The 26,850-nt window shown below is 69.7% G+C and carries 22 protein-coding genes, 1 tRNA gene and 1 riboswitch; of the genes, 7 read left to right on the forward strand and 16 right to left on the reverse strand.

Annotated features, from left to right (window positions below; translation table 11 throughout):
- Nucleotides 1–235: 235 nt before the first annotated feature.
- Nucleotides 236–1,624: a cystathionine beta-synthase gene (locus AB5J49_RS19400; RefSeq protein ID WP_369169881.1), complete on the reverse strand. Its 1,389-nt coding sequence runs from the start codon at nucleotides 1,622–1,624 to the stop codon at nucleotides 236–238.
- Between the two features lie 159 nt (nucleotides 1,625–1,783).
- Between AB5J49_RS19400 and AB5J49_RS19405 the strand changes: the two genes are divergently transcribed.
- The 3 genes from AB5J49_RS19405 (at nucleotide 1,784) to AB5J49_RS19415 (ending at nucleotide 5,400) form a co-directional block, all read left to right on the forward strand.
- Nucleotides 1,784–2,809 carry an SGNH/GDSL hydrolase family protein gene (locus AB5J49_RS19405; protein ID WP_369169882.1) on the forward strand — a complete coding sequence of 342 codons (1,026 nt, stop codon included), beginning with the start codon at nucleotides 1,784–1,786 and terminating at the stop codon, nucleotides 2,807–2,809.
- Between the two features lie 292 nt (nucleotides 2,810–3,101).
- Nucleotides 3,102–4,322: an acetyl-CoA C-acetyltransferase gene (locus AB5J49_RS19410; protein WP_369169883.1), complete on the forward strand. Its 1,221-nt coding sequence runs from the start codon at nucleotides 3,102–3,104 to the stop codon at nucleotides 4,320–4,322.
- A gap of 295 nt (nucleotides 4,323–4,617) precedes the next feature.
- Entirely contained in the window at nucleotides 4,618–5,400 is a 783-nt protein-coding gene (locus AB5J49_RS19415) for a hypothetical protein (protein ID WP_369175197.1), read from the forward strand.
- A gap of 15 nt (nucleotides 5,401–5,415) precedes the next feature.
- Here the strand turns inward: AB5J49_RS19415 and AB5J49_RS19420 are convergent, their stop codons facing one another.
- A complete protein-coding gene (locus AB5J49_RS19420; protein ID WP_369169884.1) occupies nucleotides 5,416–5,727 on the reverse strand; it encodes a hypothetical protein in 312 nt (103 codons plus the stop codon).
- A gap of 104 nt (nucleotides 5,728–5,831) precedes the next feature.
- Between AB5J49_RS19420 and AB5J49_RS19425 the strand changes: the two genes are divergently transcribed.
- Nucleotides 5,832–6,062, forward strand: a complete 231-nt coding sequence (locus tag AB5J49_RS19425; RefSeq protein ID WP_095753563.1) for a DUF4287 domain-containing protein — start codon at nucleotides 5,832–5,834, stop codon at nucleotides 6,060–6,062.
- A 96-nt stretch (nucleotides 6,063–6,158) separates the two neighbouring features.
- On the opposite strand, the gene AB5J49_RS19430 is transcribed toward AB5J49_RS19425, so the two are convergent.
- From AB5J49_RS19430 to AB5J49_RS19440, 3 genes are all read right to left on the reverse strand, one after another.
- Nucleotides 6,159–7,070, reverse strand: a complete 912-nt coding sequence (locus AB5J49_RS19430; RefSeq protein WP_369169885.1) for a Bax inhibitor-1/YccA family protein — start codon at nucleotides 7,068–7,070, stop codon at nucleotides 6,159–6,161.
- Between the two features lie 213 nt (nucleotides 7,071–7,283).
- On the reverse strand, nucleotides 7,284–8,459 hold the full coding sequence (locus tag AB5J49_RS19435; protein ID WP_369169886.1) for a 4-hydroxybenzoate 3-monooxygenase: 1,176 nt from the start codon (nucleotides 8,457–8,459) through the stop codon (nucleotides 7,284–7,286).
- Between the two features lie 138 nt (nucleotides 8,460–8,597).
- A tRNA-Leu gene (locus AB5J49_RS19440) sits at nucleotides 8,598–8,681 on the reverse strand.
- Nucleotides 8,682–9,072: 391 nt separating this feature from the next.
- Between AB5J49_RS19440 and AB5J49_RS19445 the strand changes: the two genes are divergently transcribed.
- Nucleotides 9,073–9,843: an ABC transporter ATP-binding protein gene (locus tag AB5J49_RS19445; RefSeq protein WP_369169887.1), complete on the forward strand. Its 771-nt coding sequence runs from the start codon at nucleotides 9,073–9,075 to the stop codon at nucleotides 9,841–9,843.
- Entirely contained in the window at nucleotides 9,843–12,377 is a 2,535-nt protein-coding gene (locus AB5J49_RS19450) for an ABC transporter permease (protein WP_369169888.1), read from the forward strand. Before AB5J49_RS19445 ends, AB5J49_RS19450 begins: the two co-directional genes overlap by 1 nt.
- A 73-nt stretch (nucleotides 12,378–12,450) precedes the next feature.
- Here the strand turns inward: AB5J49_RS19450 and AB5J49_RS19455 are convergent, their stop codons facing one another.
- Both AB5J49_RS19455 and AB5J49_RS19460 read right to left on the reverse strand, forming a co-directional pair.
- On the reverse strand, nucleotides 12,451–13,764 hold the full coding sequence (locus AB5J49_RS19455) for a class I SAM-dependent methyltransferase (RefSeq protein ID WP_369169889.1): 1,314 nt from the start codon (nucleotides 13,762–13,764) through the stop codon (nucleotides 12,451–12,453).
- A 185-nt stretch (nucleotides 13,765–13,949) separates the two neighbouring features.
- Nucleotides 13,950–15,338 (reverse strand): NAD(P)/FAD-dependent oxidoreductase, encoded by a 1,389-nt coding sequence (locus AB5J49_RS19460; RefSeq protein ID WP_369169890.1) that lies wholly within the window; start codon nucleotides 15,336–15,338, stop codon nucleotides 13,950–13,952.
- A 549-nt stretch (nucleotides 15,339–15,887) separates the two neighbouring features.
- Here AB5J49_RS19460 and AB5J49_RS19465 point away from each other — a divergent pair.
- The gene (locus tag AB5J49_RS19465; RefSeq protein ID WP_369169891.1) at nucleotides 15,888–16,139 is read left to right on the forward strand and encodes a hypothetical protein; all 252 of its coding nucleotides are present in this window, start codon (nucleotides 15,888–15,890) and stop codon (nucleotides 16,137–16,139) included.
- An 80-nt stretch (nucleotides 16,140–16,219) separates the two neighbouring features.
- On the opposite strand, the gene AB5J49_RS19470 is transcribed toward AB5J49_RS19465, so the two are convergent.
- From AB5J49_RS19470 to AB5J49_RS19510, 9 genes are all read right to left on the reverse strand, one after another.
- On the reverse strand, nucleotides 16,220–17,191 hold the full coding sequence (locus AB5J49_RS19470; RefSeq protein WP_369169892.1) for an exopolyphosphatase: 972 nt from the start codon (nucleotides 17,189–17,191) through the stop codon (nucleotides 16,220–16,222).
- On the reverse strand, nucleotides 17,188–17,727 hold the full coding sequence (locus AB5J49_RS19475) for a DUF501 domain-containing protein (RefSeq protein WP_369169893.1): 540 nt from the start codon (nucleotides 17,725–17,727) through the stop codon (nucleotides 17,188–17,190). The genes AB5J49_RS19470 and AB5J49_RS19475 overlap by 4 nt, the downstream gene beginning before the upstream one ends.
- A gap of 29 nt (nucleotides 17,728–17,756) precedes the next feature.
- The gene (locus AB5J49_RS19480; protein WP_369169894.1) at nucleotides 17,757–18,233 is read right to left on the reverse strand and encodes a septum formation initiator family protein; all 477 of its coding nucleotides are present in this window, start codon (nucleotides 18,231–18,233) and stop codon (nucleotides 17,757–17,759) included.
- 93 nt (nucleotides 18,234–18,326) lie between these two features.
- Complete coding sequence (gene eno / locus AB5J49_RS19485; RefSeq protein WP_369169895.1) at nucleotides 18,327–19,607, reverse strand: phosphopyruvate hydratase; 1,281 nt, start codon at nucleotides 19,605–19,607, stop codon at nucleotides 18,327–18,329.
- A 299-nt stretch (nucleotides 19,608–19,906) separates the two neighbouring features.
- Complete coding sequence (locus AB5J49_RS19490) at nucleotides 19,907–20,602, reverse strand: transglycosylase family protein (protein WP_369169896.1); 696 nt, start codon at nucleotides 20,600–20,602, stop codon at nucleotides 19,907–19,909.
- A 4-nt stretch (nucleotides 20,603–20,606) separates the two neighbouring features.
- Nucleotides 20,607–20,799, reverse strand: a riboswitch (cyclic di-AMP (ydaO/yuaA leader).
- A 205-nt stretch (nucleotides 20,800–21,004) separates the two neighbouring features.
- Nucleotides 21,005–22,048, reverse strand: coding sequence for a transglycosylase family protein (locus AB5J49_RS19495; protein WP_369169897.1), 1,044 nt, complete (start codon nucleotides 22,046–22,048; stop codon nucleotides 21,005–21,007).
- A 208-nt stretch (nucleotides 22,049–22,256) separates the two neighbouring features.
- Nucleotides 22,257–23,567 carry a cytochrome P450 gene (locus tag AB5J49_RS19500; protein ID WP_369169898.1) on the reverse strand — a complete coding sequence of 437 codons (1,311 nt, stop codon included), beginning with the start codon at nucleotides 23,565–23,567 and terminating at the stop codon, nucleotides 22,257–22,259.
- A complete protein-coding gene (locus tag AB5J49_RS19505) occupies nucleotides 23,564–25,804 on the reverse strand; it encodes a tetratricopeptide repeat protein (protein ID WP_369169899.1) in 2,241 nt (746 codons plus the stop codon). The genes AB5J49_RS19500 and AB5J49_RS19505 overlap by 4 nt, the downstream gene beginning before the upstream one ends.
- A 42-nt stretch (nucleotides 25,805–25,846) precedes the next feature.
- The gene (locus AB5J49_RS19510) at nucleotides 25,847–26,824 is read right to left on the reverse strand and encodes a nucleoside triphosphate pyrophosphohydrolase (RefSeq protein ID WP_369169900.1); all 978 of its coding nucleotides are present in this window, start codon (nucleotides 26,822–26,824) and stop codon (nucleotides 25,847–25,849) included.
- Nucleotides 26,825–26,850 lie beyond the last annotated feature (26 nt).

Raw genomic sequence — 26,850 nt, forward strand, 5'->3', positions numbered from 1 at the left:
CGCGTCCTAGGCGTCCATGGAGGTCCGGGAGCCGCTCCGGAGGTCCTTGGCGCCGTTCGGCGTCGGCTGGGGCGGGGAGCCGCTCCCGCCCTGCCGACACCCACTAATGTGCCGGACCCGTGTTAAGCGGGTGCTGCGTGAACGTGACGTGCTCGTACCAGTTCCGCGACGGCCCGAGCGGCCCCGGTCACCGCGAATTCGCCGCGGACACGGCCCGTTCACCGCAGGTTCGCCGCTACTTCCCGCCCTTGGCGAGGAAGGCCAGCAGGTCCTGCCGGCTGACCACACCGGTCGGCTTGCCCTCGACGAGGACGATCGCCGCGTCGGCGCCGCCCAGCACCGACATCAGGTCGCCGACCGGCTCGCCGGATCCGACCTGCGGCAGCGGGGCCGACATGTGCTTCTCCAGCGGGTCGTCGAGCGAGGCCCGCTTGGTGAACAGCGCGTCGAGCAACTCCCGTTCGACGACGGACCCGACGACCTCGGCGGCCATGACGTCCGGGTGGCCGGCGCCCGGCTTCACGATGGGCATCTGCGAGACGCCGTACTCGCGCAGCACCTCGATGGCCTGACCGACCGTCTCGTCCGGGTGCATGTGGACGAGGGACGGGATGGCGCCGTGCTCCTTGTCGTTGAGGACGTCGCTGACGCGCGCGCTCGGGCCCTCGTCATCGAGGAAGCCGTAGTCGGCCATCCACTCGTCGTTGAAGATCTTGGAAAGGTAGCCGCGCCCGCTGTCCGGCAGCAGCACCACCACGACGTCGTCCTCCTCGAGCCGCTCGGCGACCCGCAGCGCGGCCACGACGGCCATGCCGCACGAACCGCCCACGAGCAGGCCTTCCTCACGGGCCAGCCGCCGGGTCATCTGGAAGGAGTCCTTGTCGGACACGGCGACGATCTCGTCGGCAACGGTCCGGTCGTACGCGGTCGGCCAGAAGTCCTCACCGACGCCCTCGACGAGGTACGGCCGCCCGGATCCGCCGGAGTACACGGAGCCCTCCGGGTCGGCGCCGACGACCTGCACCTTGCCGTCGCTGACGTCCTTCAGATAGCGACCGGTACCGGAGATCGTCCCGCCGGTCCCCACGCCCGCCACGAAGTGGGTGATCTTCCCCTCCGTCTGCTCCCACAGCTCGGGGCCGGTGGAGTGGTAGTGGGAGAGCGGGTTGTTGGGGTTGGAGTACTGGTCCGGCTTCCAGGCGCCGGGCGTCTCGCGCACGAGCCGGTCGGAGACGTTGTAGTAGGAGTCCGGGTGCTCGGGGTCGACGGCGGTCGGGCAGACGACCACCTCGGCGCCGTATGCGCGGAGCACATTGATCTTGTCGGTGCTGACCTTGTCGGGGCACACGAAGATGCACTTGTACCCCTTCTGCTGGGCCACGATGGCCAGGCCGACGCCGGTGTTGCCGCTGGTCGGCTCGACGATCGTGCCGCCGGGCTTGAGCGCACCGCTCTCCTCCGCGGCCTCGATCATGCGCAGGGCGATGCGGTCCTTCACGGAGCCGCCCGGGTTGAAGTACTCCACCTTGGCCAGGACGGTCGCCCCGATGCCCTTGGTCACGTTGTTGAGCCTCAGCAGCGGGGTGTTGCCGACGAGGCTGATCATCGAGTCGTGGAAATGCACCGTTGTCTCCGGATGCTGAAAAAGAGGTGGTCGTAGTGGTTCCGCCAGCCTATGGCCTGCGGGGGGCTCGTAAAGGTCGTTCACTCGCCGTTGGGATTGGGCCACGGTCCGTGCGGGGCAAGCAGTGGGTGTACGGCTATGAGGAGGTGGCGGCGACGCATGACGAGCATGTCGAGGGCGCGAGTGGCCCGGCGGATCGCGGCGGGAGCGGCGTACGGCGGAGGCGGGATCGGTCTGGCCGGCGCGGCGGCCGTCGGTCTCCTCCTCGCCGAGGTGCGGCTGGCCAGGCGCCACGTGGGCAACGGCACCGACAACCACGTACCGAACGCCGACGGCCGCTACGGCCACCTGTACGACACCCCCGCCGACCCGCCGCTGCGCCTGACGATCCTGGGTGACTCGACGGCCGCCGGCCAGGGCGTGCACCGAGCAGGCCAGACCCCGGGCGCACTGCTGGCGTCGGGGCTGGCGGCGGTGGCGGAACGTCCGGTGCTGATGCGCAACGTGGCCCTGCCGGGCGCCCGCTCGGACGACCTGGACCGCCAGGTGGCCCTGGTGCTCGCCGACCCCGCCCCGCTGCCCGACATCTGCGTGATCATGATCGGCGCCAACGACGTCACGAACCGCATGCCACCGACGCGCTCGGTGCGCCACCTGTCCTCGGCGGTACGGCGTCTGCGCACGGCCGGCGCGGAGGTGGTGGTCGGCACGTGTCCCGACCTCGGCACCATCGAACCGGTCCAGCAACCCCTGCGCTGGCTGGCCCGACGGGCCTCACGCCAGCTGGCGGCCGCCCAGACGATCGGAGTCGTCGAACAGGGCGGCCGCACGGTGTCGCTGGGCGACCTGCTGGGTCCGGAGTTCGCGGCGAACCCGCGCGAGCTCTTCGGCCCCGACAACTACCACCCCTCGGCGGAGGGCTACGCCACGGCGGCGATGGCGGTCCTCCCGACGGTCTGCGCGGCCCTGGGCCTGTGGCCGGCGGAAGAGGAGCGCCCCGACGTCACCCGCCGCGAGGGCTTCCTCCCGGTGGCCCGTGCGGCGGCCGAGGCCGCGTCGGAGGCGGGCACGGAGGTCACGGCAGCGATGCCGACGGGACCGAAGGGGCCGTGGGCCCTCCTCAAGAGGCGCCGCCGCCGCCGCGTCCCGGAACCGGACCGTGCCCCGGTGACGCCGTCGCCGTGAAGGGGGCTCCACCTCTCAACGCCGGTCCAGGGCATTTCAGCCCGTCCGGCGTTTGAGGACGAGGCCCGTTCAGGGCCGAAGCGGAGGTCTGGGGGCGGCAGCCCCCAGGAGCCCGGGGTCGAAGGGGCAGCGCCCCTTCAGGATGGGACGGGTAGGGGCGGCGGGGGCGAGAAAAGCAAGCGCTTAGAAAACTGCGGCCAGGGTCACACCGCACTACCAGTGACCTTGGCCGTACGTACGGGTAACTTCCCTCACAGCCCTGCCTGACCCCCGGTATGCCAATGGAGCCGTGATGCCCGAAGCCGTGATCGTCTCGACCGCCCGCTCCCCCATCGGCCGCGCCTTCAAGGGCTCCCTCAAAGACCTGCGCCCCGACGACCTCACCGCCACGATCATCCAGGCGGCCCTCGCCAAGGTCCCCGAGCTGGACCCGAGGGACATCGACGACCTCCACCTCGGCTGCGGCCTCCCCGGCGGCGAGCAGGGCAACAACCTCGGCCGCATCGTCGCCGTACAGATGGGAATGGACCACCTCCCGGGCTGCACCGTCACCCGGTACTGCTCCTCCTCCCTGCAGACCTCCCGCATGGCCCTGCACGCCATCAAGGCCGGCGAGGGCGACGTCTTCATCTCGGCCGGCGTGGAGATGGTCTCCAGCTACGCCAAGGGCAACTCCGACAGCATCCCCGACACGCACAACCCCCTCTTCGCCGAGGCCGAGGCCCGCACCGCCGAGGTCGCCCAGCAGGAGGGCACGACCTGGCACGACCCGCGCGAGGACGGCCTCGTCCCCGACCCGTACATCGCCATGGGCCAGACCGCCGAGAACCTCGCCCGGGCGAAGGGCATCACCCGCCAGGACATGGACGAGTTCGGCGTCCGCTCGCAGAACCTCGCCGAGGAAGCCATCAAGAACGGCTTCTGGGAGCGCGAGATCACCCCGGTCACGACCCCCGACGGCACGGTCGTCAGCAAGGACGACGGCCCCCGCCCCGGCGTCACCATGGAGGGCGTCCAGGGCCTCAAGCCGGTCTTCCGCCCCGACGGCCTCGTCACCGCCGCCAACTGCTGCCCCCTCAACGACGGCGCGGCCGCGGTCGTGATCATGTCCGACACCAAGGCCCGCGAGCTCGGCCTCACCCCGCTCGCCCGCATCGTCTCCACGGGCGTCTCCGGCCTCTCCCCCGAGATCATGGGCCTCGGCCCGGTCGACGCGAGCAACCAGGCCCTGCGCCGGGCCGGCCTGACGATCGACGACATCGACCTGGTCGAGATCAACGAGGCGTTCGCCGCCCAGGTGATCCCCTCCTACCGCGACCTGGGCATCGACCTCGACAAGCTGAACGTCAACGGCGGCGCCATCGCCGTCGGCCACCCCTTCGGCATGACCGGCGCCCGCATCACCGGCACGCTCATCAACTCGCTCCAGTTCCACGACAAGCAGTTCGGCCTGGAGACGATGTGCGTCGGCGGCGGCCAGGGCATGGCGATGGTCATCGAGCGCCTGAGCTGAACCACCGATCCAGAGCCCCTAGGTAGTCAACTCGCGACCCAGCGTGAGCCTTCGGCCCAGAACCCGAGAAACTCCAAGGTTCTGGGCCGATTTGTGATCCAATCTCCCCCAGGATGTGACCTATCTCCCTTCGCGGAGGGATTTACGCAGCTCAGAGCCGCTTCACCACGAAACACAGGCCCCAAAATCCTGTCCGTTTCGTGACGTTACGCACTGACAGCTGGATAGTCCGCCCTTCAAGCTGATGTAGGAAGTCGGGGGTCGACTTTGAACCGGGAGTACGTCAGTGAGCGCCATGCCGATCGCCTTGCTGCTCACCACGGCCGCCACCGGCGCCGTGGGCGTCGCCGTCCTGCGCACCCTGATGGTGTTGCGCCGACAGGTCGCGGCCCTGCACACCGAGCTGGCACAGAACAACGCCGCCGCGACTCGCGGCCTGGTCCCGCCGGCCCGTCTCTCCACCGAGGCCGATGAGATACGCGCCGCGGTGGCCGAGGCGCTCGCCGAGGAACGCGAGCGGGAGCTGGCCGAGGCGCGCGCCTTCTGGGCCGCCCAGGAGGCCCGTGACGCCTCCGACGCGCCTACTTTGCTGGGCCTGTCCGACAGCGAGCTGTTCCTGCCCCGCCAGGCCGATTTCGCGGGCCTGGAGCACCTGGAGCCGGTGAGCGAGACGACCGCGGACGCCGACGAGTTCGCCGGGGAGTCCCCCGAGCTGGCCGCGGCCCGCCGCCGCCACCCCTCCCACCCGGACTTCGTCCCGGTCTCCTCACCCGCGGTGAACGACCATGAGCGTACGGTCTCCACCCTTGAGGACCTGGCCGCCTCCGCCACCGAACTGACCGACGTCCGCCCGGGCCCGCTCGGCACCCTCGACGTCTACGTCTTCGCCGACGGCACCACGCTCTGCATGACCCCGGGCCACCGGGAGACCGCGGAGCGCCTGGCGGCGGCCCTGCGCGCGGGCGAGACTCCGGTACTGCTGGGCGGTTCGGGAGTCTCGGGGGCGTACACCCTGACCTTCGCGTGCGGCGAGGAGAACGTCTACATCCTGGCGGACCGGGTCATAGCGTCCCTGTAGCGGTCGAAGCCCGGGTCACACCCCGGCCCGCTTCTGCGCCTCCTCCACCAGCCTCAGCGCGTCCTCGATCTCACCCTCGTTCGTGAGTACGAGGGCCAAGTCGTGCACGGCCACGGTGATTTGGTCGGCCGCGGCGAACATCCCGGCGTCCGGCATCTCCCGAGGCTCCGCCCCGGGCACCTCCAGAACCTGTGCCCACCGAGCCAACTCCCTGGCCAGCCGCAACGCTTCGCCGGCGGCGCCTCTCTGCAACCGGCTCTGGGGCGCGGCCCGCAAGCGGTCGGCAAAGTGATCAACGGCACGAGTCAAGGGCGTCGTATCAACCACCCCACAAACCTACGCGTCGCACCACGACTGTTGCCAACGGGCGAACGCTCAGGCACGGTGACCTGAAGGACCGGCTTACATCCCCTTTGCGTCCGGAGGCGCCGATGTCCCACGTCCTCTCCGAGGAGACCCACCGCAACATGCTCGCCCGCATCCCCCACTGCACCGGTCGTGAAGTCTCCGACTGGCTCCGCACCGTAGAAGAAGGACCGGCTCTCTTTCGCTTCGAAGAGAAGGTCAGCTGGCTTCGCCACGAATACGACCTCGCGTACGGCCACGCGAAGGCGATCGTCCACGAGTACGACCTGAGGAGGGCGGCGCGCAAATTCCTCTAGGCGCGCACAGACGACGAAGGGCCCCGGGTGCGAACCCGGGGCCCTTTGCTGCAACGGCTGTCGCGGACTGGCGCTGCCAGCCGCCGCCCGTCGCTGTCAGTCGCTGCTGTTGAGGATCGCGATGATCCTCAGGAACTCCATGTAGATCCACACCAGCGTCAGCGTGAGGCCGAAGGCCGCCAGCCAGGCCTCCTCGCGCGGCGCGCCGTAGGCGAGACCGTCCTCGACCTGCTTGAAGTCCAGGGCGAGGAAGCAGGCACCGAGCAGGATGCCGACGACACCGAAGAGGATGCCGAGCGGGCCGCTGCGGAAGCCGAGGCCGTCACCGCCGCCGAAGACGGCGAACAGCAGGTTGACCGCCATCAGCAGGATGAAGCCGAGCGCGGCCGCCATCACGAAGCCGACGAAGCGGCGGTTGACGCGGATCCAGCCGGCCTTGTAGGCCACCAGCACCGCGGCGAAGACCGCCATGGTGCCGAGCACCGCCTGCATGGCCGCACCGCTGGCGATGCGGTTGTCGACGATGCTGGAGATCACGCCGAGGAACACGCCCTCGAACGCGGCGTACGTCAGGATCAGCGCCGGCGAGGCCTTGCGCTTGAAGGACTGGACGAACGCCAGGACCATGCCGACCAGCGCGGCGCCGATACCGATGCCGTAGGACCGGCTGATGTTCGCGTCGTCGACGGGCAGCAGCGCCCAGGCGAGCGCGGCCGTGACGATCAGGACGCCGAGCGTGGTGCCGGTGCGCAGGATGACATCGTCCATCGTCATCCGGCCGGTGGTGGCCGGGGCCTGCGGCGGTGCGCCGTGCTGCAGGTCCTGCTGGGCGTACGGGTTCTGGGCGTAAGGGTTCTGCGCGTACGGGTTGGCGGCCTGCGGCTGGGCGTACGGGTTGCCCTGCGTGCCGACAGCGGCGCCCCCGGCCTGCGGCGCGGTGTTGAAGCCCGCGTAGCCGTTGTCGCGGCTGAACCCCCGTCGCGAGAAGACCGGGTTACTGCTCCTCATTTCACTCCTCCATGGCCACCAGGCGCGGCCTTGGCTCAAGAGTAATAGGTAGGCAAAGGATTGACCCTAGTGCTTGGGGAGGATCTTTCCCTCGTCGTGCTGCGCAACACGCTACGCGGCCGGGTGATTCCCAGCCACGGAGGGGCTCATTCATGACGAACCCGGTACGTGGCCGGAACCGGCCGGAGATCACTCCCCGTCCCACAGGGGTGCTCACCCGAACGGGAACCCGGTGTACCCCTCGGCCAGATCCGTCTCGGCCGCCCTGGACCCCGCGATCCGCTCCAGCCGCGCCAGCTGCAGCCGGTCCTCGAACGGCGTGGCGTCGGGGGTGCGGTGCAGCAGCGTCGTCATGTCGTACGAGAACCGCTCGGCCTGCCAGACGCGGCGCAGACAGGTCTCGGAGTAGGCGTCGAGGAGCTGAGCCGAGCCGGTCTCCCGCTCGTGCGTCAGCGCCCTCGCGAAGGTGACGACGTCTCCGACGGCCAGGTTCAGGCCCTTCGCGCCCGTCGGCGGCACGATGTGCGCCGCGTCGCCGGCGAGGAACAGACGGCCGTGGCGCATGGGTTCGTGGACGTACGAGCGCATGGGCGTGACCGACTTCTGGGTGAGGGGGCCGCGCTCCAGCCGCCAGTCGTCGGCCGTCTCGAAGCGCCGCTCCAGTTCCGCCCAGATCTCGTCGTCGCTCCATGCCTCGGCGTCCGTGCCCTCGGGGACCTGGAGGTAGAGGCGGGAGACGGACGGGGAACGCATGGACAGCAGGGCGAAGCCGCGGTCATGGCGGGCGTAGACGAGTTCGTCGTGGGAGGGCGGTACGTCGGCGAGGATGCCGAGCCAGCCGAAGGGGTACGTCCGCTCGAAGACTTGGGTGAGTTCGGCGGGGATCGCCTTGCGGGACACGCCCCAGAAGCCGTCGCAGCCGACGACGTAGTCGCATTCGAGGACGTCCTCGCTCCCCTCGTACCGGAAGCGCACGCGCGGGCTGTCGGTGTCCGCGCCCTCGACCGCGAGGGCCTCCGCCTCGAAGAGCAGCGGGCCGCCCTCCTTGAGCTGGAGGGCGATGAGGTCCTTGCAGACCTCGGTCTGGGCGTAGACCATCACGGACCGGCCGCCGGTGAGGGCGGGGAAGTCGACGCGGTGGCGCCGCTTGTCGAAGCGGAGCTCGATGCCGTCGTGGCGCAGGCCCTCGCGGTCCATGCGCTCCGCGGCGCCGGCCGCGCGCAGCACGTCCACCGTGCCCTGCTCCAGGATTCCGGCGCGCTGGCGGTGCTCGACGTAGGCGCGGTCGCGGCTCTCCAGGACGACCGAGTCGATGCCGGCGTTGTGGAGCAGCCGGGCGAGGAGGAGGCCGGCGGGGCCCGCTCCGATGATGCCGACGGTGGTGCGCATCGGTCGCTTCCCTTCGCTGGTTCACCCTGTTCGTGCAGTGAAGTTTTATTCACCACTTCCTGACGGGAGTCTCCGGCCGCGCGCGCCCGCTGTCAACGGGTGCGCGTGAACTCTTGAAGGGAAGGAGAGACTCGGAAGTGCCCAGAGCCGGACTTGAACCGGCACGCCCGCGAAGGGGCAGCGAGGTTTAAGCTCGCCGTGTCTGCATTCCACCATCTGGGCAGGCCATGGGCTCCGCATCGAGGTTCCGAGCCTATCGGGGTACCTCCCCCGAACAGCGGCCGGGCGGACCGATGTTGTCTTATTTTATTGATGCCTGAGGGTGCATCAGCCCACGGAACACGCCATCCGCACTTGCCAATAGCCTTACGTGCGGCGCTCGGCGGCGCATACGGAATGACGGAATTTCACCGTCCAAACGAGGACGCTCCACCTGTTCTCGACGCGAACACCCGTCAGGGTCCCTCATCATCCTCAGGTATGACGCGACGGCGTCCGGTCCCTCCGGAGTCTGCCTTCGGAACCGGAACAGCGACTGACTACACGGCGCCGGTCGGCCGGGACGATGGAGGAAGTCCCCGAACACACCGTCGTCCCTCAGGAGCGCCTTCTCGTGACCACCGCATCCATCGCCGACCGGGCCACCACCGTGGCCGCGCGTGCCACGGATCTTTCGAAGATCTACGGACAGGGCGAAACCCAGGTGGTCGCCCTGGACCGGGTCACCGCCGAGTTCCGGCAGGCCGAGTTCACCGCGATCATGGGCCCGTCCGGCTCCGGGAAGTCCACGCTGATGCACTGCGTGGCCGGCCTGGACACCTTCTCGTCCGGGTCGGTGCGCATCGGCGACACCGAGTTGGGCTCCCTGAAGGACAAGCAGCTGACCAAGCTGCGCCGGGACAAGATCGGATTCATCTTCCAGGCGTTCAACCTGCTGCCGACGTTGACGGCCCTGGAGAACATCACCCTCCCGATGGACATCGCGGGCCGCAAGGCTGACAAGCAGTGGGTGGATTCGGTCATCCGGATGGTGGGCCTGGCCGACCGCCTCAGCCACCGCCCCGCCCAGCTCTCCGGCGGCCAGCAGCAGCGCGTCGCCGTGGCCCGCGCGCTGGCCTCCAAGCCCGAGATCATCTTCGGCGACGAGCCGACCGGAAACCTCGACTCGCGCTCCGGCGCCGAGGTGCTGGGCTTTCTTCGCAACTCCGTACGGGAGCTGGGGCAGACGGTGGTGATGGTGACCCCCGACCCGGTGGCGGCGGCGTACGCGGACCGGGTGGTGTTCCTCGCCGACGGACGGATCGTCGACGAGATGTACCGGCCCACGGCCGAGACGGTCCTCGACTTCATGAAGCAGTTCGACGCGAAGGGCCGCACCAGCTGATGTTCCGCACCGCCCTGCGCAACGTACTCGCGCACAAGGCCCGGCTCCTGATGACCGTGCTCGCCGTGATGCTCGGCGTCGCGTTCGTCTCCGGCACCCTGGTCTTCGCCGACACCCTCTCCAACGCCTTCCGCAACCAGTCGGCGAAGAGCTACGACGACGTCGCCGTCGCCATCACCTCGTACGCGAACCCGGACGACGCCAAGGCAGAGCCCGGTCTCTCCCCGAAGACCCTGGACAAGATCGCCGCGGTGGACGGCGTCACCGCCGCGTACGGCCGCGTCGACGGCTTCGCCGGGGTCGCCGACCCCGACGGGAAGCTGATAGGAGTCGGCTGGTCCAACAAGGGCTCCAACTTCGCCCCCGGCAAGGACGGCAAGGACCCCGCCTACACGTTCACCGACGGCTCGGGCCCGGTGAAGGACGATCAGATCGCCCTGGACAAGGAGTCCGCGGCCAAGGGCGAGTACCAGGTCGGCGACCGGGTCCGGGTCGCCACGAACGGGCCGGTGAAGGAGTACACCCTCAGCGGCGTGTTCACCACCGAGGACGGCGCCGTCAACGCCGGCGGCAGTCTCGTCCTGTTCGACACCGCGGTCGCCCAGAAGCAGTACCTCAAGCCGGGCTACTTCGCGAGTGCCACCGTCACCGCCGCCCCCGGCGCGAACGACGCGAAGATCCTGGACGCGGTCAAGCCGCTGCTGCCGGAAGCCGCCGAGGCCAAGACCGGCCAGGCGCTCGCGGACGAGCAGGCCGAGCAGATCGAACAGGGTCTGGGCTCGCTCAAGCAGGTCCTGCTGGGCTTCGCGGGCATCGCGCTGTTCGTCGGGATCTTCCTGATCTCCAACACCTTCACGATGCTGGTCGCCCAGCGCACGAAGGAGATCGCGCTGATGCGGGCGGTCGGCGCGTCGCGCAGGCAGATCACCCGGTCGGTGCTCGCCGAGGCCGCGGTGGTGGGCCTGGTCGCCTCGGTGATCGGCTTCGTCCTCGGCGTCGGCCTCGCGGTCGGTCTGCGGTCGGGAATGGCCGCGTTCGGCATGAAGATCCCGGACGGCCCCCTGATCCTGTCCGTCACGCCGGTGATCGCCGCGATCAGTGTCGGTGTGCTGATCACGATGTTCGCCGCCTGGCTGCCCGGCCGCCGGGCCGCGAAGATCCCGCCGGTGGCGGCCATGAGCAGCGTCCACGCGGTGGCGACCACCAAGTCGCTGGTGCTGCGCAACTCCCTCGGTGCGGCCGTCACCGCCCTCGGCGCGGCCGGGATCGTGCTGGGTGCCTCGTCCGGCGGCGACACTGGCCGGATGTACATCGCGGCGGGCGCGTTCTTCGCGCTGGTCGGTGTGATCATCCTGATCCCGCTGCTCTCCCGCCCCGTGATCGCGCTCGTCCGTCCGCTGCTCGTCGGCCCGTTCGGGGTGGCCGGCAAGCTGGCCGGCCAGAACGCGGTCCGCAATCCACGCCGTACCGGCGCCACCGCCTCGGCACTGGCGATCGGGCTGACGCTGGTCACCGGCCTGTCGGTGCTCGGTGCCACGGTCGGCACGGCCATCGACAAGATGACCACGGACAACATCAAGGCCGACTACATGGTCTCGATGGCGAACAGCGGGTACCTCGACCAGTCCGCGCTGACGGCGCTGGAGAAGGCCAAGGGCGTCACCGCGGTCTCGCCGCAGCAGAGCGCCTACTTCCAGCTCGGTGACGAGGACTTCGTGTCCGCCTCGGCGGTCACGCCGGGCGACATCGAGCAGGTCCTGAACGTCGACGTCGTCAGCGGCAACATCGACGCGCTGGCCAAGGGCCAGATCGCCATCGCCGAGAAGACGGCCAAGAACAAGGGCTGGAAGCCCGGCGACAGCCTCCCCGTCACCTTCAACGACGAGAAGAAGGCCACGCTGACCGTCGGCGCCGTCTTCAAGGACAGCGAGTTCCTCTCCCCCGTCCTCGTCGACGCCAAGGTGGTGAACCCGCACGAGGTGCAGCCGTCCATCCAGCAGATCTTCGTGAACGTGGACGGCGGCGAGTCCGCGGCGAACGAGAAGGTCCTCACCGACGCGCTGGGCGACAACCCCGCGATCACGGTCATGGACCAGCAGGACATCCGCAACGAGTTCGGCGGCGTCATCAACACCATGCTGAACATCATGTACGGCCTGCTGGCGATGGCCCTGATCATCGCCGTGCTGGGTGTCGTCAACACCCTCGCGATGTCGGTCTTCGAACGGCAGCAGGAGATCGGCATGCTGCGTGCGATCGGTCTCGACCGGCGCCGGGTGAAGCGGATGGTCCGGCTGGAGGCCGTGGTCATCTCCGTGTTCGGCGCGGTGATCGGCATCGGTCTCGGCTCGTTCCTCGGCTGGGCGATCGGCGAGACCATCGCGGACCAGATCCCGGGCTACGCGCTGGTGCTGCCCTGGGACCGGATCGGGATCTTCCTGGTGCTGGCCGGTCTGGTGGGCGTCCTGGCCTCGCTGTGGCCGGCCCGCAACGCCGCGAGGCTGAACATGCTGAACGCGATCAAGGCCGAGTGACCACGTCCCGCCACACCCAAGGGCCGGGCTTCCCCGTGACAGGGGGAACCCGGCCCTTGCGGCTATGTCCGGATCAACGGCGCTCGGGCTCACTCCACTTGCGGGACCGCAACGGCATCCCGGAATCACCGGAGTCGGGGGTCCTGATCGCCAGCACCTGGTTGACCCCGATGCGGTTGCGCTCGAAGGCGAGTGCGCAGGCGGCCATGTACAGCTGCCAGACGCGGGCTCGCCCCGGGCTGGTGAGCCTGACGGCCCGAGCCCAGTGGGCTTCCAGGTTGGCGACCCAGCGGCGCAGGGTCAGGGCGTAGTGCTCCCGGATCGACTCCACGTCGCGCACCTCGAAGCCGGCCCGCTCCAGCTGGGCGACGGTGACGCCGATGGGCTGGAGCTCGCCGTCGGGGAAGACGTAGGAGTCGATGAACTCGTCGACCTGGTAGGTGGATTCGTCCCGCTGCGGCCGCCGCCCGATCTGGTGGTTGAGCAGCCGCCCACCGGGCCTCAGGAGCCGGTACAGCACATCGGCGTACTCCAGATACCGCTCGGCGCCGACGTGTTCGGCCATCCCGATGGAGGAGACGGCGTCGTACGGCCCGTCCTCGACCTCCCGGTAGTCCTGTACGCGGATCTCCACCCTGTCGGTGAGCCCCTCCTCGGCGACGCGCTTGCGGGCGTACGCCGCCTGCTCCTGGGAGAGGGTGACGCCGACGACACGCACGCCGTACTCACGGGCGGCGTGCATGGCCAGAGAGCCCCAGCCGCAGCCGACGTCGAGCAGCCGCCGGCCGGGCCCGAGGGCGAGCTTGCGGCAGATGAGGTCGAGCTTGTCGTGCTGGGCGGATTCGAGGGTGCCGTCCGGGGGCGGGGCCGACCAGTAGGCGCAGGAGTACACCATGGACGGCCCGAGGACGATCTCGTAGAAGTCGTTGCCGACGTCGTAGTGGTGGCTGATGGCACGTCTGTCGGTGCGCTTGGTGTGCAGATGGCCACGGATCCGACGCACCTCCTCCGGTGGCGGCGCGGGCGGCAGTGGAAGGCCGCCGAGCTGGACGAGCCCTCGTACGGCGGCGCGTACTTCGGGATCCCGCAGCGCCTGAGCCAGGCTCCGGGCGTCCTCTCCCCGCTCCCACACCAGGCCGGCGAGCAGGTCCAGGGCGGTGTACAGATCCCCCTCGATGTCCAGGTCCCCGGCGACCCAGGCCCGGGCGAGCCCCAACTCACCGGGCTTGAACAACAGCCGCCGTACGGCACGGCGGTTGCGTACGACGAGGATGGGCGCGCCCGGCGGACCCGCCTGCGAACCGTCCCAGGCTCGGATGCGCACCGGGAGCGGGACTCCCAGCAACTGTTCGAGCAGGCTCTTCAGCCGCACAGCAGCGTCTGCCATGGCGCACACCTCCGTGATCGGATCCCGGAATGTCCAACACCACGTAAACACCTGGGAGCCCCGTGCGCAGTCCCCCACGCGCGTTACAGCTGGGCAAACAACGGCCCCGCAGGGACGAACGCCGAAGGACCTCCCGCACCACGGATGGCGGGAGGTCCTTCGGTTCGTTCAACGACCGGAAGGGGTCAGGAGGCCTTGGCCTTCTCGCCCTTGGCGGCCTTGCTCGCGGCAGCGACCGGGGCCGGCTTGGCGGCCTCGTAGAACTCCTCGCGCGGGTGCTCCATCGCGCCGAGGGAGACGACCTCGCGCTTGAGGAACATGGCGAGGGTCCAGTCGGCGAAGACGCGGACCTTGCGGTTCCAGGTCGGCATCGCCAGGCCGTGGTAGCCACGGTGCATGTACCAGGCGAGACGGCCCTTGAGCTTGATCTTCATCTTGCCCATGACGATCATCGCCACGCCCTTGTGCAGGCCGAGGCCCGCCACCGCGCCCTTGTTGGCGTGCGAGTAGTCCTTCTGCGGGAAACCCCGCATACCGGAGATCACGTTGTCGCCGAGGACGCGCGCCTGACGCAGCGCGTGCTGTGCGTTCGGCGGGCACCAGGCGTTCTCGTTGCCCGCCTTGCGGCCGACGAGGTCCGGGACCTGGGCGTTGTCGCCCGCGGCCCAGATGTAGTCGGTGCCCTTGACCTGGAGCGTCGTCTCGCAGTCGACGTGACCGCGGGGGCCCAGCGGCAGACCGAAGCGGGCGAGGGCCGGGTTCGGCTTGACGCCGGCCGTCCACACGATGGTGTTGGAGTCGACCTCGAGGCCGTTCTTCAGCACGACGTGGCCGTCGACGCAGGAGTCCATGGAGGTGGAGAGGTAGACCTCGACCCCGCGGGCTTCCAGGTGCTCCTTGCCGTACTGGCCGAGCTTCGGGCCGACCTCCGGGAGGATCTTGTCGGCGGCGTCGACGAGGACGAACCGCATGTCCTCGCGGGACACGCTGGTGTAGTACTTGGCCGCGTCGCGGGCCATGTCCTCGACCTCGCCGATGGTCTCCGCACCCGCGAAGCCACCGCCGATGAAGACGAAGGTGAGCGCCTTGCGGCGGATCTCCTCGTCGGTCGTGGAGTCGGCCTTGTCGAGCTGCTCGAGGACGTGGTTGCGCAGGCCGATGGCCTCCTCGATGCCCTTCATACCGATGCCCTGCTCGGCGAGGCCGGGGATCGGGAAGGTGCGGGAGACCGCGCCCATCGCGATGACCAGGTAGTCGAAGGGCAGCTCGTACGCCTCGCCGACCAGCGGGGCGATCGTGGCGACCTTGCGGTCCTGATCGATGGTGGTGACCCGGCCGGTGAGGACCTCCGCCTTGGGCAGCACGCGTCGCAGCGGGACGACGACGTGGCGCGGGGAGATGCTGCCGGCGGCGGTTTCGGGGAGGAAGGGCTGGTAGGTCATGTACGACCGGGGGTCGACGACCGTGACGGTCGCCTCGCCGTAGCGCATCTTCTTGAGAATGCGCCGAGCTGCGTACAGGCCTACGTACCCACCGCCTACTACGAGGATCCTGGGACGCTCCGTGGTGCTCATGCCATCGAGTATCCACCCGCCTCAGGGGGGTCGCTCGTGCGCCCCTTCACAAGCTCTTCCAGGCCCTGTGCTACACTCCCCGGCCCGCGTGACGCAGGTCATGGTCACGATCGGGAACCCGGGTGCGCTACGCCCCGTTGTCAATGCCGCGTGAGCTGCCTCTCTGGGTCGCCGGGCCCCCTGTGAGCGGGTCGGAACGCCCTCCGGTGAGAGCCTCCCGGAGCATCCTTACACCGTCCGTCTGAACACGTTCAAGGCCCTGTTCACCCCTCGGACGGGTCAACCGACATCGATCCGTGCTCCGACAGGGCAGAATTCCTTGTGAAGAAGTTCACGAAGTTTCTTCGACAGGCGTCTCCGGAGGGTTCTCGAAGGGCCCGGAAGGCCCCCTCGGAGGCGCTCATACGCTAGCCGACCTGCTCAACCGATGGCTACCGATCAGTAGCGAAGGAGACCCGGACCACCCCGCGGGTGCGACCGGCGCCACCCGTCACCCGGTCAGCCACGCTCCGCGCGCAAAATGTGCAGAAGCGCGCATAACGTGCAGCCATGATCACTACACACAAGGCCCTCACGCGGGCCACCTCGCGAATAGTCTCGGTCGGCGCGGCCCTGGGCATTGCTCTCGCGTTGGGGGCGGCGACCGCCGCATCCGCCGCGGCAGCGCCGCCCGCCTCGCACGTCGTCGCCAAGGTCGCGGACGGCCACCACGGCCACCACCACGGTCACCACGGCCACCACGGTCACCACCACGGCGACGACGGGGGGTGCAGCGGCCTCGTCGTCCTCCTCTGCAACTGACGGATAGCCCGCAAGGGCCAAGACGACGGCCCCGGTTCCTCATCACGAGGTACCGGGGCCGTTCCGCGTCACCGCACAGGTCAGGCGCCGCGCTTGCCCTCTTCCGCGGCTTCCGCCGCCTTGAAGGCGATGCCGTCGAGGATGTCGTGCTCGCTGACGACGACCTCCTGCGCACCGATCCGTTCCATGATCGCGAGCAGCACCAGCGCGCCCGCCCCGATGACGTCAACTCGCCCCGGATGCATGGACGGTACGGTCGCACGCTCGGCGTGGGTGGAGCGCAGCAGCCACTCGGTGATCTCCCGGACCCGGTCGCGGGTAATCCGGGAGTGGTGGATGCGGGCCGAGTCGTACTCGGGCAGGTCCTGGGCGATCGCCGACACCGTGGTGACCGAACCGGCCAGCCCCACCAGCGTGCGCGCCTCGCGCAACGGCACCGTCTCCTCGGCGAGGTCGAGAGCCGCCTCGATGTCGGCCCGCATCTCCGCGATCAGCTCCGCGGAGGGCGGGTCGGAGACGACGCCGTCGCGGACCAGGTGACGCTCGGTCATCCGCACGCAGCCGACGTCCACGGAGCGTGCCGCGCGCACGTGCTCCTCGCCGACGACGAACTCGGTCGACCCGCCGCCGATGTCCACCACCAGGTAGGGCCTGGGGAGGTGATCGTGCTCGGCCAGCTCCTTGGTCGCGCCCGTGAAGGAGAACTCGGCCTCCTGGTCCCCGGAGATGACCTCGGGCTCGACCCCCAGGATGTCCATGACCCCGCGCACGAACTCGTCCCGGTTCTCGGCGTCCCGGGAGGCGGAGGTGGCGACGAAGCGCAGCCGCTCGGCGCCGTGCTCCTTGATGATCGCCGCGTAGTCACGACAGGCGGCGAAGGTGCGCTCCAGCGCCTCGGGGGCGAGCCGGCCGGTCCGGTCGACGCCCTGTCCGAGCCGCACGACGGTCATACGGCGGTCCAGGTCGACGAGTTCGCCGGTCTCCGGGTCGGCGTCCGCGACCAACAGCCGGATGGAGTTCGTACCGCAGTCGATGGCGGCGACGCGGGTCACTGGGCGTCCTCCCCGGACTCCTCCGGGAGCGTCACGCACGCGCCCTTGCTCCACCACTCCGGCAGCATCTCGATCGCCTCGTCGCCGAGCGGGTTGACCCCGGGCCCGGCCGCGAGGGAGTGGGCGACCAGGACGTGCAGGCACTTCACCCGGTCCGGCATGCCGCCCGCGCTCGGGAAGCCCTTCAGCTCCTCGATCTCGTCGCGGCGCCGGATGTAGTCCTCGTGCGCGGCGCGGTAGGCGGCGGCCAGCTCCGGGTCGCTCTCCAGCCGCGCCGTCATCTCCTTCATCACGCCGTTCGCCTCGAGCGTGCCGATGGCCGACGACGCCTTGGGGCACGTCAGGTAGTACAGCGTCGGGAAGGGCGTGCCGTCGGGCAGCCGGGGAGCCGTCTCGACCACGTCCGGCTGCCCGCAGGGGCACCGGTGCGCGATCGCGCGCAGCCCGCGTGGCGGACGTCCGAGCTGCTGCTTGAAGGCCTCGACGTCAGCGTCGGTGGGCTCGGTGCGCGGGGTGGGCGACGGGGGCGTTTCCATGCCTGTCTTTCTCATCGGTTCTGCTGGACTCAGTGGTCGGAGGCGTCGGCCTTGTCGACCCCGTCCCAGATGTTCGTGTACCAGGGCCGGTCGGCCGCGCCCAGTTCGGTCCGCGACTGCTTGGCCGCGTCCGGGTCGATCACGATGTAACCGGTCTCCCCGGGCATCACATAGTGCAGCCGCAGCCGGATCTGCTGCTCCGCGTACGCGTCGTCCTGCCAGCGCGCCTTGATGTCGCGCAGCTGCTCGACCCGCTCGGCGGCCTCTTCCTTCTCCCGCTGCATGTCGGCGATGTCGGCGCGCTGGGAGACGTACTGCCTTATGGGGTAGGCGAGCGCCACGATCAGGGAGCAGACGACCAGCGCGAGCAGCGCGGCACGTCCGGTGAGCCTGGAGCGCCGGGCCTGCCGCTTGGTCTGGGAGCGGTAGACGCGGGCCGCCGTCTGCTCACCGAGCAACCGAATCCTGGTCGCGGTGGAGAACCGGTCCCGGTCCTTCACGGCCATGTCCCGCCTCCCGTTTCACATGCGTACGTCCCCGCACACGGTACGGGACCGAGTACGGGGACGTACGTACGACGCTTCCTACGAGGCTACGACTCAGCCCTTGAAGCGCGGGAACGCGCTACGGCCGGCGTACACCGCGGCGTCGTCGAGGATCTCCTCGATGCGCAGCAGCTGGTTGTACTTCGCGACGCGCTCGGAGCGGGCCGGGGCGCCGGTCTTGATCTGGCCGCAGTTGGTGGCGACGGCCAGGTCGGCGATGGTGACGTCCTCGGTCTCGCCGGAGCGGTGGGACATCATGCACTTGAAGCCGCTGCGCTGGGCGAGCTCGACGGCGTCCAGGGTCTCGGTGAGCGAGCCGATCTGGTTCACCTTCACCAGCAGGGCGTTGGCCGCGCCCTCGTCGATGCCGCGGGCCAGGCGCTCGGGGTTGGTGACGAACAGGTCGTCGCCGACGAGCTGGACCTTGTCACCGAGCTTGTCGGTGATGGTCTTCCAGCCGTCCCAGTCGTCCTCGAACAGCGGGTCCTCGATGGAGACCAGCGGGTACGCCGCGACCAGCTCGGCGTAGTAGTCGGTCATCTCGGCGGCGGAGCGCGCCTTGCCCTCGAAGAGGTAGGAGCCGTCCTTGTAGAACTCGGACGCGGCGACGTCGAGCGCGAGGGCGATCTGCTCGCCGGGGGTGTAGCCGGCCTCCTTGATGGCCTCGAGGATGAGGTCGAGGGCCTCGCGGTTGGAGCCGAGGTTCGGGGCGAAGCCGCCCTCGTCGCCGAGGCCGGTGGACAGGCCGCGGCCCTTCAGCACCTTCTTGAGGGTGTGGTAGACCTCGGTGCCCCAGCGCAGGGCCTCGGAGAAGGTCTCCGCGCCGATCGGGGCGATCATGAACTCCTGGATGTCCACGTTGGAGTCGGCGTGCGAGCCGCCGTTCAGGATGTTCATCATCGGCACCGGCAGCAGGTGCGCGTTCGGGCCGCCCAGGTAGCGGAAGAGGGGGAGGTCGCTGGCCTCGGAGGCGGCGTGGGCGACGGCGAGCGAGACGCCGAGGATGGCGTTGGCGCCGAGGGAGCCCTTGTTGTCGGTGGCGTCCAGGTCGAACATGGCCTGGTCGATCAGGCGCTGCTCGGTGGCGTCGTAGCCGACGAGCTCCGGGCCGATCTGCTCGATGACGGCGAGGACGGCCTTCTCGACACCCTTGCCGAGGTAGCGGTTCTGGTCGCCGTCGCGGAGCTCGATGGCCTCGAAGGCGCCGGTGGAGGCGCCGGACGGAACGGCGGCACGACCCGTGCTGCCGTCGTCGAGGCCGACCTCGACCTCGACGGTGGGGTTGCCTCGCGAGTCGAGGATTTCCCGGGCTACGACGACGTCGATGGACGGCACGAGCATCTCCTTCGTGGATGTGACGCTGGTAGTGCGGGGCTGTGAGCCTTGCGACTAGAGCCTAACCGCCTCGGGGACATCGGCAGCCGACCGACCGTCCCGTGGACAGGACCGAACCGTACCCATTGTTCCCTGTCGGAACAAAGGGTGGGTGACATACAGGGAAAGAAAAAGCCCCGCCCCGGTGCGTACGGGGGAACACGCACCGGAGCGGGAGCCCGTGGGGACGGGGGTGGCCCTCACGAGGGCTTCACTATGAGGTCCACGGATGTGAGGGCCCTGTGGTTGAGCTGTCGGTCCTACTTCAGGTGCAGCTGCTGGCCCGGGTAGATCAGGTTCGCGTCCTCGACGATGTCCTTGTTCAGCTGGAAGAGCTTCTCCCAGCCGCCCTTGACGTCGTGCTCCGCGGCGATCGAGCTGAGGGTGTCACCCTTGACGACCTTGTACTCGCCGTCGCCCTTCTTGACCTTCTTGCCGGTCGGGGTGGTGACGGTCTTGGTGCTCTTCTTGGCGGCGGGACGCTCGCTGGAGCGGGAGGCCGACTGCTGCTCGGTGGAGCGGGTGGCGCTCTCGTCGCTCTGCGAGGAACCGCTCGACGAGGAGCCGGAACCGCTGTACGCGGCGCTCGACAGGCCGGTGCCGCAGTTGGGCCAGGCACCCTTGCCCTGGCTGGCGAGGACCTTCTCGGCGATCTCGATCTGCTGGCCCTTGCTGGCCTGGTCGGCGGTGGAGGCGTACGCCGTGCCGCCGTACGCGGCCCAGGTGGAGCTGGAGAACTGCAGACCGCCGTAGTAGCCGTTGCCGGTGTTGATCGCCCAGTCGCCGCCGGACTCGCACTGGGCGACGGCGTCCCACTCGGAGGCGGTGGCGGCGGAGGCGCTGCCGGCCGCCATCAGCGGGGCGGCGACGGCGGCGGCGCCGGTGACGCCGACGACGGCTATGGCGCGAGCGGCCTTGGACGGACGACGGTGCTTGCCCTTGCTGGAAAACAGCATGGAGAGATCCCCTCACCGACGCCTGCGAGGTGAGCTGTCGGGTTCGGGCCGGTTGAGTTGCCCGGCCGCGCACCGCTGATGCCTGGTGCGCGACTTCACCCCAAGCCGACTCCGGCCGTGCGGCCCCGAAGGGCCTCAACTGCCGGACCCGGCACTTACCTTGGGTCCCCCGCTCCTGCCTACGGCGCTTTACGCGACGACTGTTCCCGTACGGCCGCTGGCAGGATTCGGCGTTGCGGCAGCCGGGGCTCGTGGTGACGAGCGGTCATGACCGTAGCCACGCGATTCGCGGAATTTCAAAGACGATCAGGGCTTCTGAGATCTATCTCTCAGTACATCCAAAACGGACATTCAGCACGAACCATGACGCGAACTGTCGCTGCCTTTCGCCCTGTTCGCCCCCTATTTGGTGGGGACTTCCAGGGTCTGACCGGGGAAGATGTGGTTCGCGTCAGTACCGATGGCCCGCTTGTTCGCGTCGTAGAGCGCGGACCATCCGCCGTCGAGGTCAAGGGAGTCGGCGATGGAGGCGAGAGTGTCGCCGACGCGGACCGTGTACGAGGCATGGCGACCGGAGGACTTGGCGGTGGCTTCGGTCGCCCGGCTCTCGTCGGCACCGGGTCCGCGATGACGTCCGGAGCCGGCTGTCGCGGAGTCGATGGCTCCGGTGTCGACGAGACTCCGGGACCCTTCCCCCTGCTCCGAGTTGTCCTGATTGTCACTGTTGGGTGTCTCCATGAGCGAGCTGTCGGGCGACCGTGGGGCACTCGCGTCGGCGGACTTATCGGACTTCGAGGATTTGTCCGCCGAAGAGGATGACGAGGGAGAGGAGGAAGAAGTGGAGGAATCCTTGGACGATTCGCGCGAATCGCCGGAAGAGTCGCTCGACGAGGTCGAGGGGCTCGAGGAGTCGCCGGACGGGTTCGCCGAGTCGGACGAGTTCGCCGAGTCGGACGAGTTCGATGAATTCGATGAGCTCGACGAGTTGAGCGAATCGAGCAATCCGGATGATCCGGACACTTCGGAGGGCGAGTCCTCGTCGACACCGGTGTCGAGGTCGATCGAACCGGACTCCTTGGTGAGCCCGCTGAGCAGTCCGCAGGTACGCCAGGCACCGACACCCTGGTCGGCGAGGACGTCCTGGGCCACGGCGATCTGCTGGGAACGGCTCGCCAGGTCGGGGCTGGAGGCGTAGTCGAGGCCGCCGTACTTCTCCCAGTCGTCCTGGGTCAGTTGCAGTCCGCCGTAGCGCCCGTTGCCCTCGTCGGCGCTCCAGGAGCCGCCGGTCTCGCAGTCGGCCACCTTGTCCCACACATTGCCCTCGGCCGCGCTCGCGCCCGTGGCACCGAGGAGCGGGATGGCGATGGCGGATCCGGTCACGCCGGCCGCAACGAGGAGCGCCGGAGCCTGACGGGGGCGACGGTGACGACCGTTCCCGGAGAGCATGCAGGTGCCTTTCGCGAGACAGCAGGGACCGGCGCGGCGAGTGAAGCCGGGTGACGCAGGGGCCGCGCTGATCCGTGAACGTATAGGCAGGCGATCACTTGTCACAAGTTAATGCCGCGTAGATCACGTGAAGATCACAGACTTGAGGGGCTCTCATCTTCAGGTGTGCGAAAGAGCTGTACGGGGTAGAGACAGCGTTTCGCTCCGGTCAGTAACTGGACGGGTGTGAACTGCGATTACTCGGGCCCGGCGTGAACTCGACGGGCAGCGTGCGCAGTCCCCGCATGATGAGGCCGCCACGCCACCGCAACTCGGTTGGATCCACCGCGAGTTCCAGGTCCGGCAGGCGGGCGAGGAGCGTGGCGAGGGCGGTCTGGCCCTCCAGGCGGGCGAGCGGGGCGCCGAGGCAGTAGTGGATGCCGTGGCCGTAGCCGAGGTGCTGGTTGTCGCGGCGGCCGAGGTCGAGGACGTCGGGGTCCGCGAACCGCTCCGGGTCACGGTCGGCGGCGGCCAGTACGACGAGGACGGGATCGCCGGGTGCGATGTGCTGCCCGCCGATGGTGAGGGGCTCGGTGGCGAAGCGCCAGGTGGCGAGTTCGACAGGGCCGTCGTAGCGCAGGAGTTCCTCGATGCCGGTGGCGAGGAGGGCGGATTCGCCGCGGGCGAGGGAGGTCTGCAGGCGGGCGCGCTGCTCGGGGTGGGTGAGCAGAGCGAAGGTGCCGTTGCCGATGAGGTTGACCGTCGTCTCGAAGCCGGCGAACAGCAGGATGAAAGCCATCGCCGCGGCTTCGTTCTCGGTGAGGTGCTCGCCGTGGTCGGAGGCGCGGATGAGGCCGGAGATGAGGTCCTCGCCGGGGGTGGGGGCGTCGGGGAGTGCCTCGCGCTTGCGGTGGATGAGGTCGGCGAGATAGCCGCGCATCTTCTTCACGGACCGTGCGACACCGCCTCGGGGCCCGCCTTGGTGCCGGATCATCATGCCCGCCCAGTCCCGGAAGTCGTCCTGGTCCTCGCGGGGAACACCGAGCAGGTCGCAGATGGCGTAGATGGGGAGCGGGAAGGCGAACTCGTGGATGAGGTCGGCGCTGCCCTTCTGTACGAACTGGTCGATGAGGTGGTCCGTGAGCTCCTGCACCCGGGGGGCGAACTCGGCGACGCGGCGAGGGGTGAAGGCCTTGGAGACGAGCCTGCGCAGGCGGGTGTGATCGGGCGGGTCGATGTTCAGCAGGTGCGTCATCAACTCGGCCTTGCGCTCACCCGGGATGCCGGTCTTGCCCTTGGCGTGAGCCGGCTCGTCGTGGTGGGCCGGGTTCTTGGAGAGACGGGCGTCGGCGAGGGCCTGCTTGGCGTCGGCGTAGCGGGTGACCAGCCAGGCCTCTACGCCGCTGGGCAGCCGCGTCTTGTGCACGGGGGCGTGTTCGCGGAGCCAGGCGTAGGCGGGGTAGGGGTCCGTCGCGAACTCCCAGGTGAAGAGTTCGGGGGCCTGGGGGGTGATGCCGGTGGGGGTGGGCTGGTTGGTCACTCCTTGACGGTAGCTGGCGGGTCGGGGGGCTCACCGAGGGCCTTCCTCGCAGCGGGGTGGCCCATGGCGGCGGCTTCGCGGTACCAGGGCTCGGCTTCCTCAGGCGCGCCTTCTCTTTCGATGAGGACTGCCAGGCGGTAGGCCGCATAGGCGTCGCCGCCACGGTGGCCTGTGAGGTACCAGGAACGAGCCTCACCCACGCGCCCGTGCTCCTCCAGGAGGACGCCGAGGTTGGTCGCCTGCAGGGCGACACCGTTTTTGGCCTCCTCGTCCAGGAAGCGCACCGCCTCGTCGACGGAGTGGTTTGCCGGGTTCACCATGAGCGCTTGGACCGCACGCTGGTCCCCCGCGTCGGCTGCTCGCCGGAACCAGACCCCGGCGAGGTGCGGCTCGTCCGACAACCGGAGCAACGCGGCGTAGCTTGTCGCGACCTCCGCGTACTCGGCCTTGACCGCTATGTCATAGCACTCGGCGGCGCCATCGATGTCGCCGTCTGACATCAGCAGCTGCCCCAGCCGGTGCGCTGCCTCCGGATCCCCCAGCTTGGCTCCCGCTCGCAGCCATCCCATCGCTCGGCCTCGAAGCAGTTTCCCCAGCGACGTCGCCGCCACGGCATCCCCGGCCGACGCGGCCTTCTCCAAAAAGAGCTCCGCTTCTCTGGCGTCACCGCGCTCGGCGAGCAGCCGCCCGAGCCACCCGGCGGACTCGGCGTCCCCCGCCTCCGCCGCCCGCCGCAGCCACCCTTCACGCTCCTCGCCCTCGGTGCGCCGGGCGAAGCCGAGGGCCGCCGCCGCGTCCCCCGCCTGCACGCGGTCGTGCAACGCAGTGCGGGCCGCGTCGAGGACGGCGGCGAAGTCCACCGCGGCGTCCGGCTCCCGGGCCGCGTCGAGCAGGGTCCACCACACCTCGTCCGGCACCGGCTCCAGATCGCCACCCGACCTCAGTGCCTCCGAGACAAGCGCCCCGTACGCCCGCCAGGTGCCGTCCTCCTCGCCCGCCACGAGCAGACCGGAAACCCCGAACATCGGCGCCGTGGCCCAGGCGAGGGCGTCCTCGAACGACTCCCGTTCCTCCGCCCTGTACAGCTCCTGGACCCTCCTGAGCAGCTCGACGGGTACCGCTCCCGTGACCCCGCACCGGGCCAGATCTACCGCAGCCCGGACCAGTAACTGCCCACGCGGGTGCTCCAGTTGGGTCCCCACCCGACGCCACTCGTCGAACAGGTGGTGTCCCACGGCGAAGTAAGAGGCCACACCCTCCCGGCCGCTCCACATGTACGCCGGATACGCACGCCGATCGTCGAGCGCCGCCAGCCGCGCCAGCTCCGCCTCACTCCACTCGCGCCCGAGCTCCACCGTGCGGGCCGCGGCGACGACCCGGTCGCCCGGGGCGGTCCCGGCCCGGCGCCGGTAGTACCCGCCGGGGCTCATCGTGGCGAGCACGACGGCGCCGAGATCGTTGAGCCGCCCCAGCAGCCGCAGGTCCAGGCCGCCCGTGCCGAGATGGCCGGTCAGCTCGTCCAGCCAGACGACGTATCTGCCGGGGTTGCCCTGCAGTGTGGCCGCCAGGGGCCGGAGGTCCTCGCCCGGGTCCGGGGCGTACAGGCGGTGCCCCTCCAACGACCGCACGCCATGCCATGCGGTGTACGACTTGCCCACGCACGGTTCGCCCAGGACCAGCACGAGGCTGTTGCCGGCGAGCTGCGTGCGCAGGTCCTCGTCGCGGTCGCGCGGCACATACGGCGGCACGTCGGGCAGCCCGGGCACGGGCCGGGTCGGACGTACGCCGAACTCCCGCGGCCCCACCTCGCCCACCGGCCGCCACTGCGCCGGGGCGGGAACGGTGCCGTAGTGGTTGTGCTGCACGCCGACGACGCGGTCGTGGAACGTGGAGTCGCGGAAGTCGATGTGGTCACCGGCGACGTGGTCGGTGCCGCCACCGGTCACCACACGGACGTTGTCGCCGGTCACGGCGGCGCCGAGGTCACCGCCCGCCGCGATCGCCTTGAGGTCGGAGAACTCCTGGGGATGGTTTCTGCGCAGGAGCGCCAGCAACCCCACCCAGTCACGGGCGTCCGTCCTGTCCATGGACGCCGTTCCGGCCGTCCGGATCCAGAGGTCCACCGCCCCCGGAACGCTCGACCGCATCAGCGCATCCACGACCCGCTTCGATGTGTCCCGCGAGTCGACCATGGCGCGCATCAGCGCGTCCCTCAGCTCCTCCAACTCCGTTGTCACACCGGCCCCCACGCCTCGCACCCACCCGTTGCGCCAACGGTACTAAGAGGACACCCCCTCAGCAGCCCGCACAGCATCCCGGTAAGCCCGCGCGGCAACCCGCAGGGCCGCCTCCGGATCCACCCCGGCCGCCTCCGCCCGCACCGCCATCGCGAGCAGCTCGTACCCGATGCCCTCCCCCGACGGCAGCGGCACCTCCAGCCCCGCCGTACGCACCCGCGACGCCAGCTTCGCCGCGAGGGCGAGGCCCGGCTGGCCCAGGGGTATGCCCTCGGTCACCGACTCACGCTGCTTCTCGACGGCCTTCGTGCGCAGCCAGTGCTCCTTGACCTCCTCGGGCGTCGTCGCCGTCTCGTCGCCGAAGACGTGCGGGTGGCGGTGGATGAGCTTGGTGACGATGCCGCCGGCCACGTCGTCGATGGAGAAGGGGGACTCCGGGTCCTCCTCGGCGATCCGCGCGTGGAAGACGACCTGCAGCAGCACGTCGCCCAGCTCCTCGCGGAGCTCGTCGCGGTCACCGTCCTCGATCGCCTCGACGAGTTCGTACGCCTCCTCGATGCCGTACTTGGCCAGGCCCTTGTGGGTCTGCTGGGAGGACCACGGGCACTGGGCGCGGATGCGGTCCATGACCTGGACGAGGTCGAGGAGGCGGGCGCCCGGGAGGTCGTAGGAGGCGGGGAGCAGCTCCAGCTCCGGCATCTGGATGCGGCCGCTGCCCGCCAGGCGGGCCAGGCCGTCCGTCAGGGCCGGCTCGCCCTCACCCGTGGCCACGACCACGACCGTGCGGCCGCCGAAGCACGCGTCGATCAGTTCCTCTGCGGTCGGGGCGGCCTCGTCGACCGCTATCCGGGCCTCACGCAGATACGGCAGCTGCGGATGCGCGCCGTCCGCGCACAGCACGCGGTCGGCGCCGTGCAGCGCCTGCCACGCCGGCCAGGACAGCAGGCCGGGTGCGACGCGGTGGCTGGTGGTGAGCAGGACGATGCGGCCGGGGGCGGCTTCGGGACTGGTTGCGTTCACGATCCGAACGTAACCCAAGCCACGCA

Origin of the sequence: Streptomyces sp. R28, assembly GCF_041052385.1 — a bacterium.
GTDB lineage: Bacteria > Actinomycetota > Actinomycetes > Streptomycetales > Streptomycetaceae > Streptomyces.

Coding starts and splice junctions, on each gene's coding strand:
- AB5J49_RS19460 (WP_369169890.1), bottom strand. CDS start 15,338: ATGAGCACCACGGAGCGTCCCAGGATCCTCGTAGTAGGCGGTGGGTAC.
- AB5J49_RS19425 (WP_095753563.1), top strand. CDS start 5,832: ATGTCCCACGTCCTCTCCGAGGAGACCCACCGCAACATGCTCGCCCGC.
- AB5J49_RS19475 (WP_369169893.1), bottom strand. CDS start 17,727: ATGGAAACGCCCCCGTCGCCCACCCCGCGCACCGAGCCCACCGACGCT.
- AB5J49_RS19465 (WP_369169891.1), top strand. CDS start 15,888: ATGATCACTACACACAAGGCCCTCACGCGGGCCACCTCGCGAATAGTC.
- AB5J49_RS19480 (WP_369169894.1), bottom strand. CDS start 18,233: ATGGCCGTGAAGGACCGGGACCGGTTCTCCACCGCGACCAGGATTCGG.
- AB5J49_RS19490 (WP_369169896.1), bottom strand. CDS start 20,602: ATGCTGTTTTCCAGCAAGGGCAAGCACCGTCGTCCGTCCAAGGCCGCT.
- AB5J49_RS19450 (WP_369169888.1), top strand. CDS start 9,843: ATGTTCCGCACCGCCCTGCGCAACGTACTCGCGCACAAGGCCCGGCTC.
- AB5J49_RS19410 (WP_369169883.1), top strand. CDS start 3,102: ATGCCCGAAGCCGTGATCGTCTCGACCGCCCGCTCCCCCATCGGCCGC.
- AB5J49_RS19435 (WP_369169886.1), bottom strand. CDS start 8,459: ATGCGCACCACCGTCGGCATCATCGGAGCGGGCCCCGCCGGCCTCCTC.
- AB5J49_RS19415 (WP_369175197.1), top strand. CDS start 4,618: ATGCCGATCGCCTTGCTGCTCACCACGGCCGCCACCGGCGCCGTGGGC.
- AB5J49_RS19455 (WP_369169889.1), bottom strand. CDS start 13,764: ATGGCAGACGCTGCTGTGCGGCTGAAGAGCCTGCTCGAACAGTTGCTG.
- AB5J49_RS19495 (WP_369169897.1), bottom strand. CDS start 22,048: ATGCTCTCCGGGAACGGTCGTCACCGTCGCCCCCGTCAGGCTCCGGCG.
- AB5J49_RS19405 (WP_369169882.1), top strand. CDS start 1,784: ATGACGAGCATGTCGAGGGCGCGAGTGGCCCGGCGGATCGCGGCGGGA.
- AB5J49_RS19430 (WP_369169885.1), bottom strand. CDS start 7,070: ATGAGGAGCAGTAACCCGGTCTTCTCGCGACGGGGGTTCAGCCGCGAC.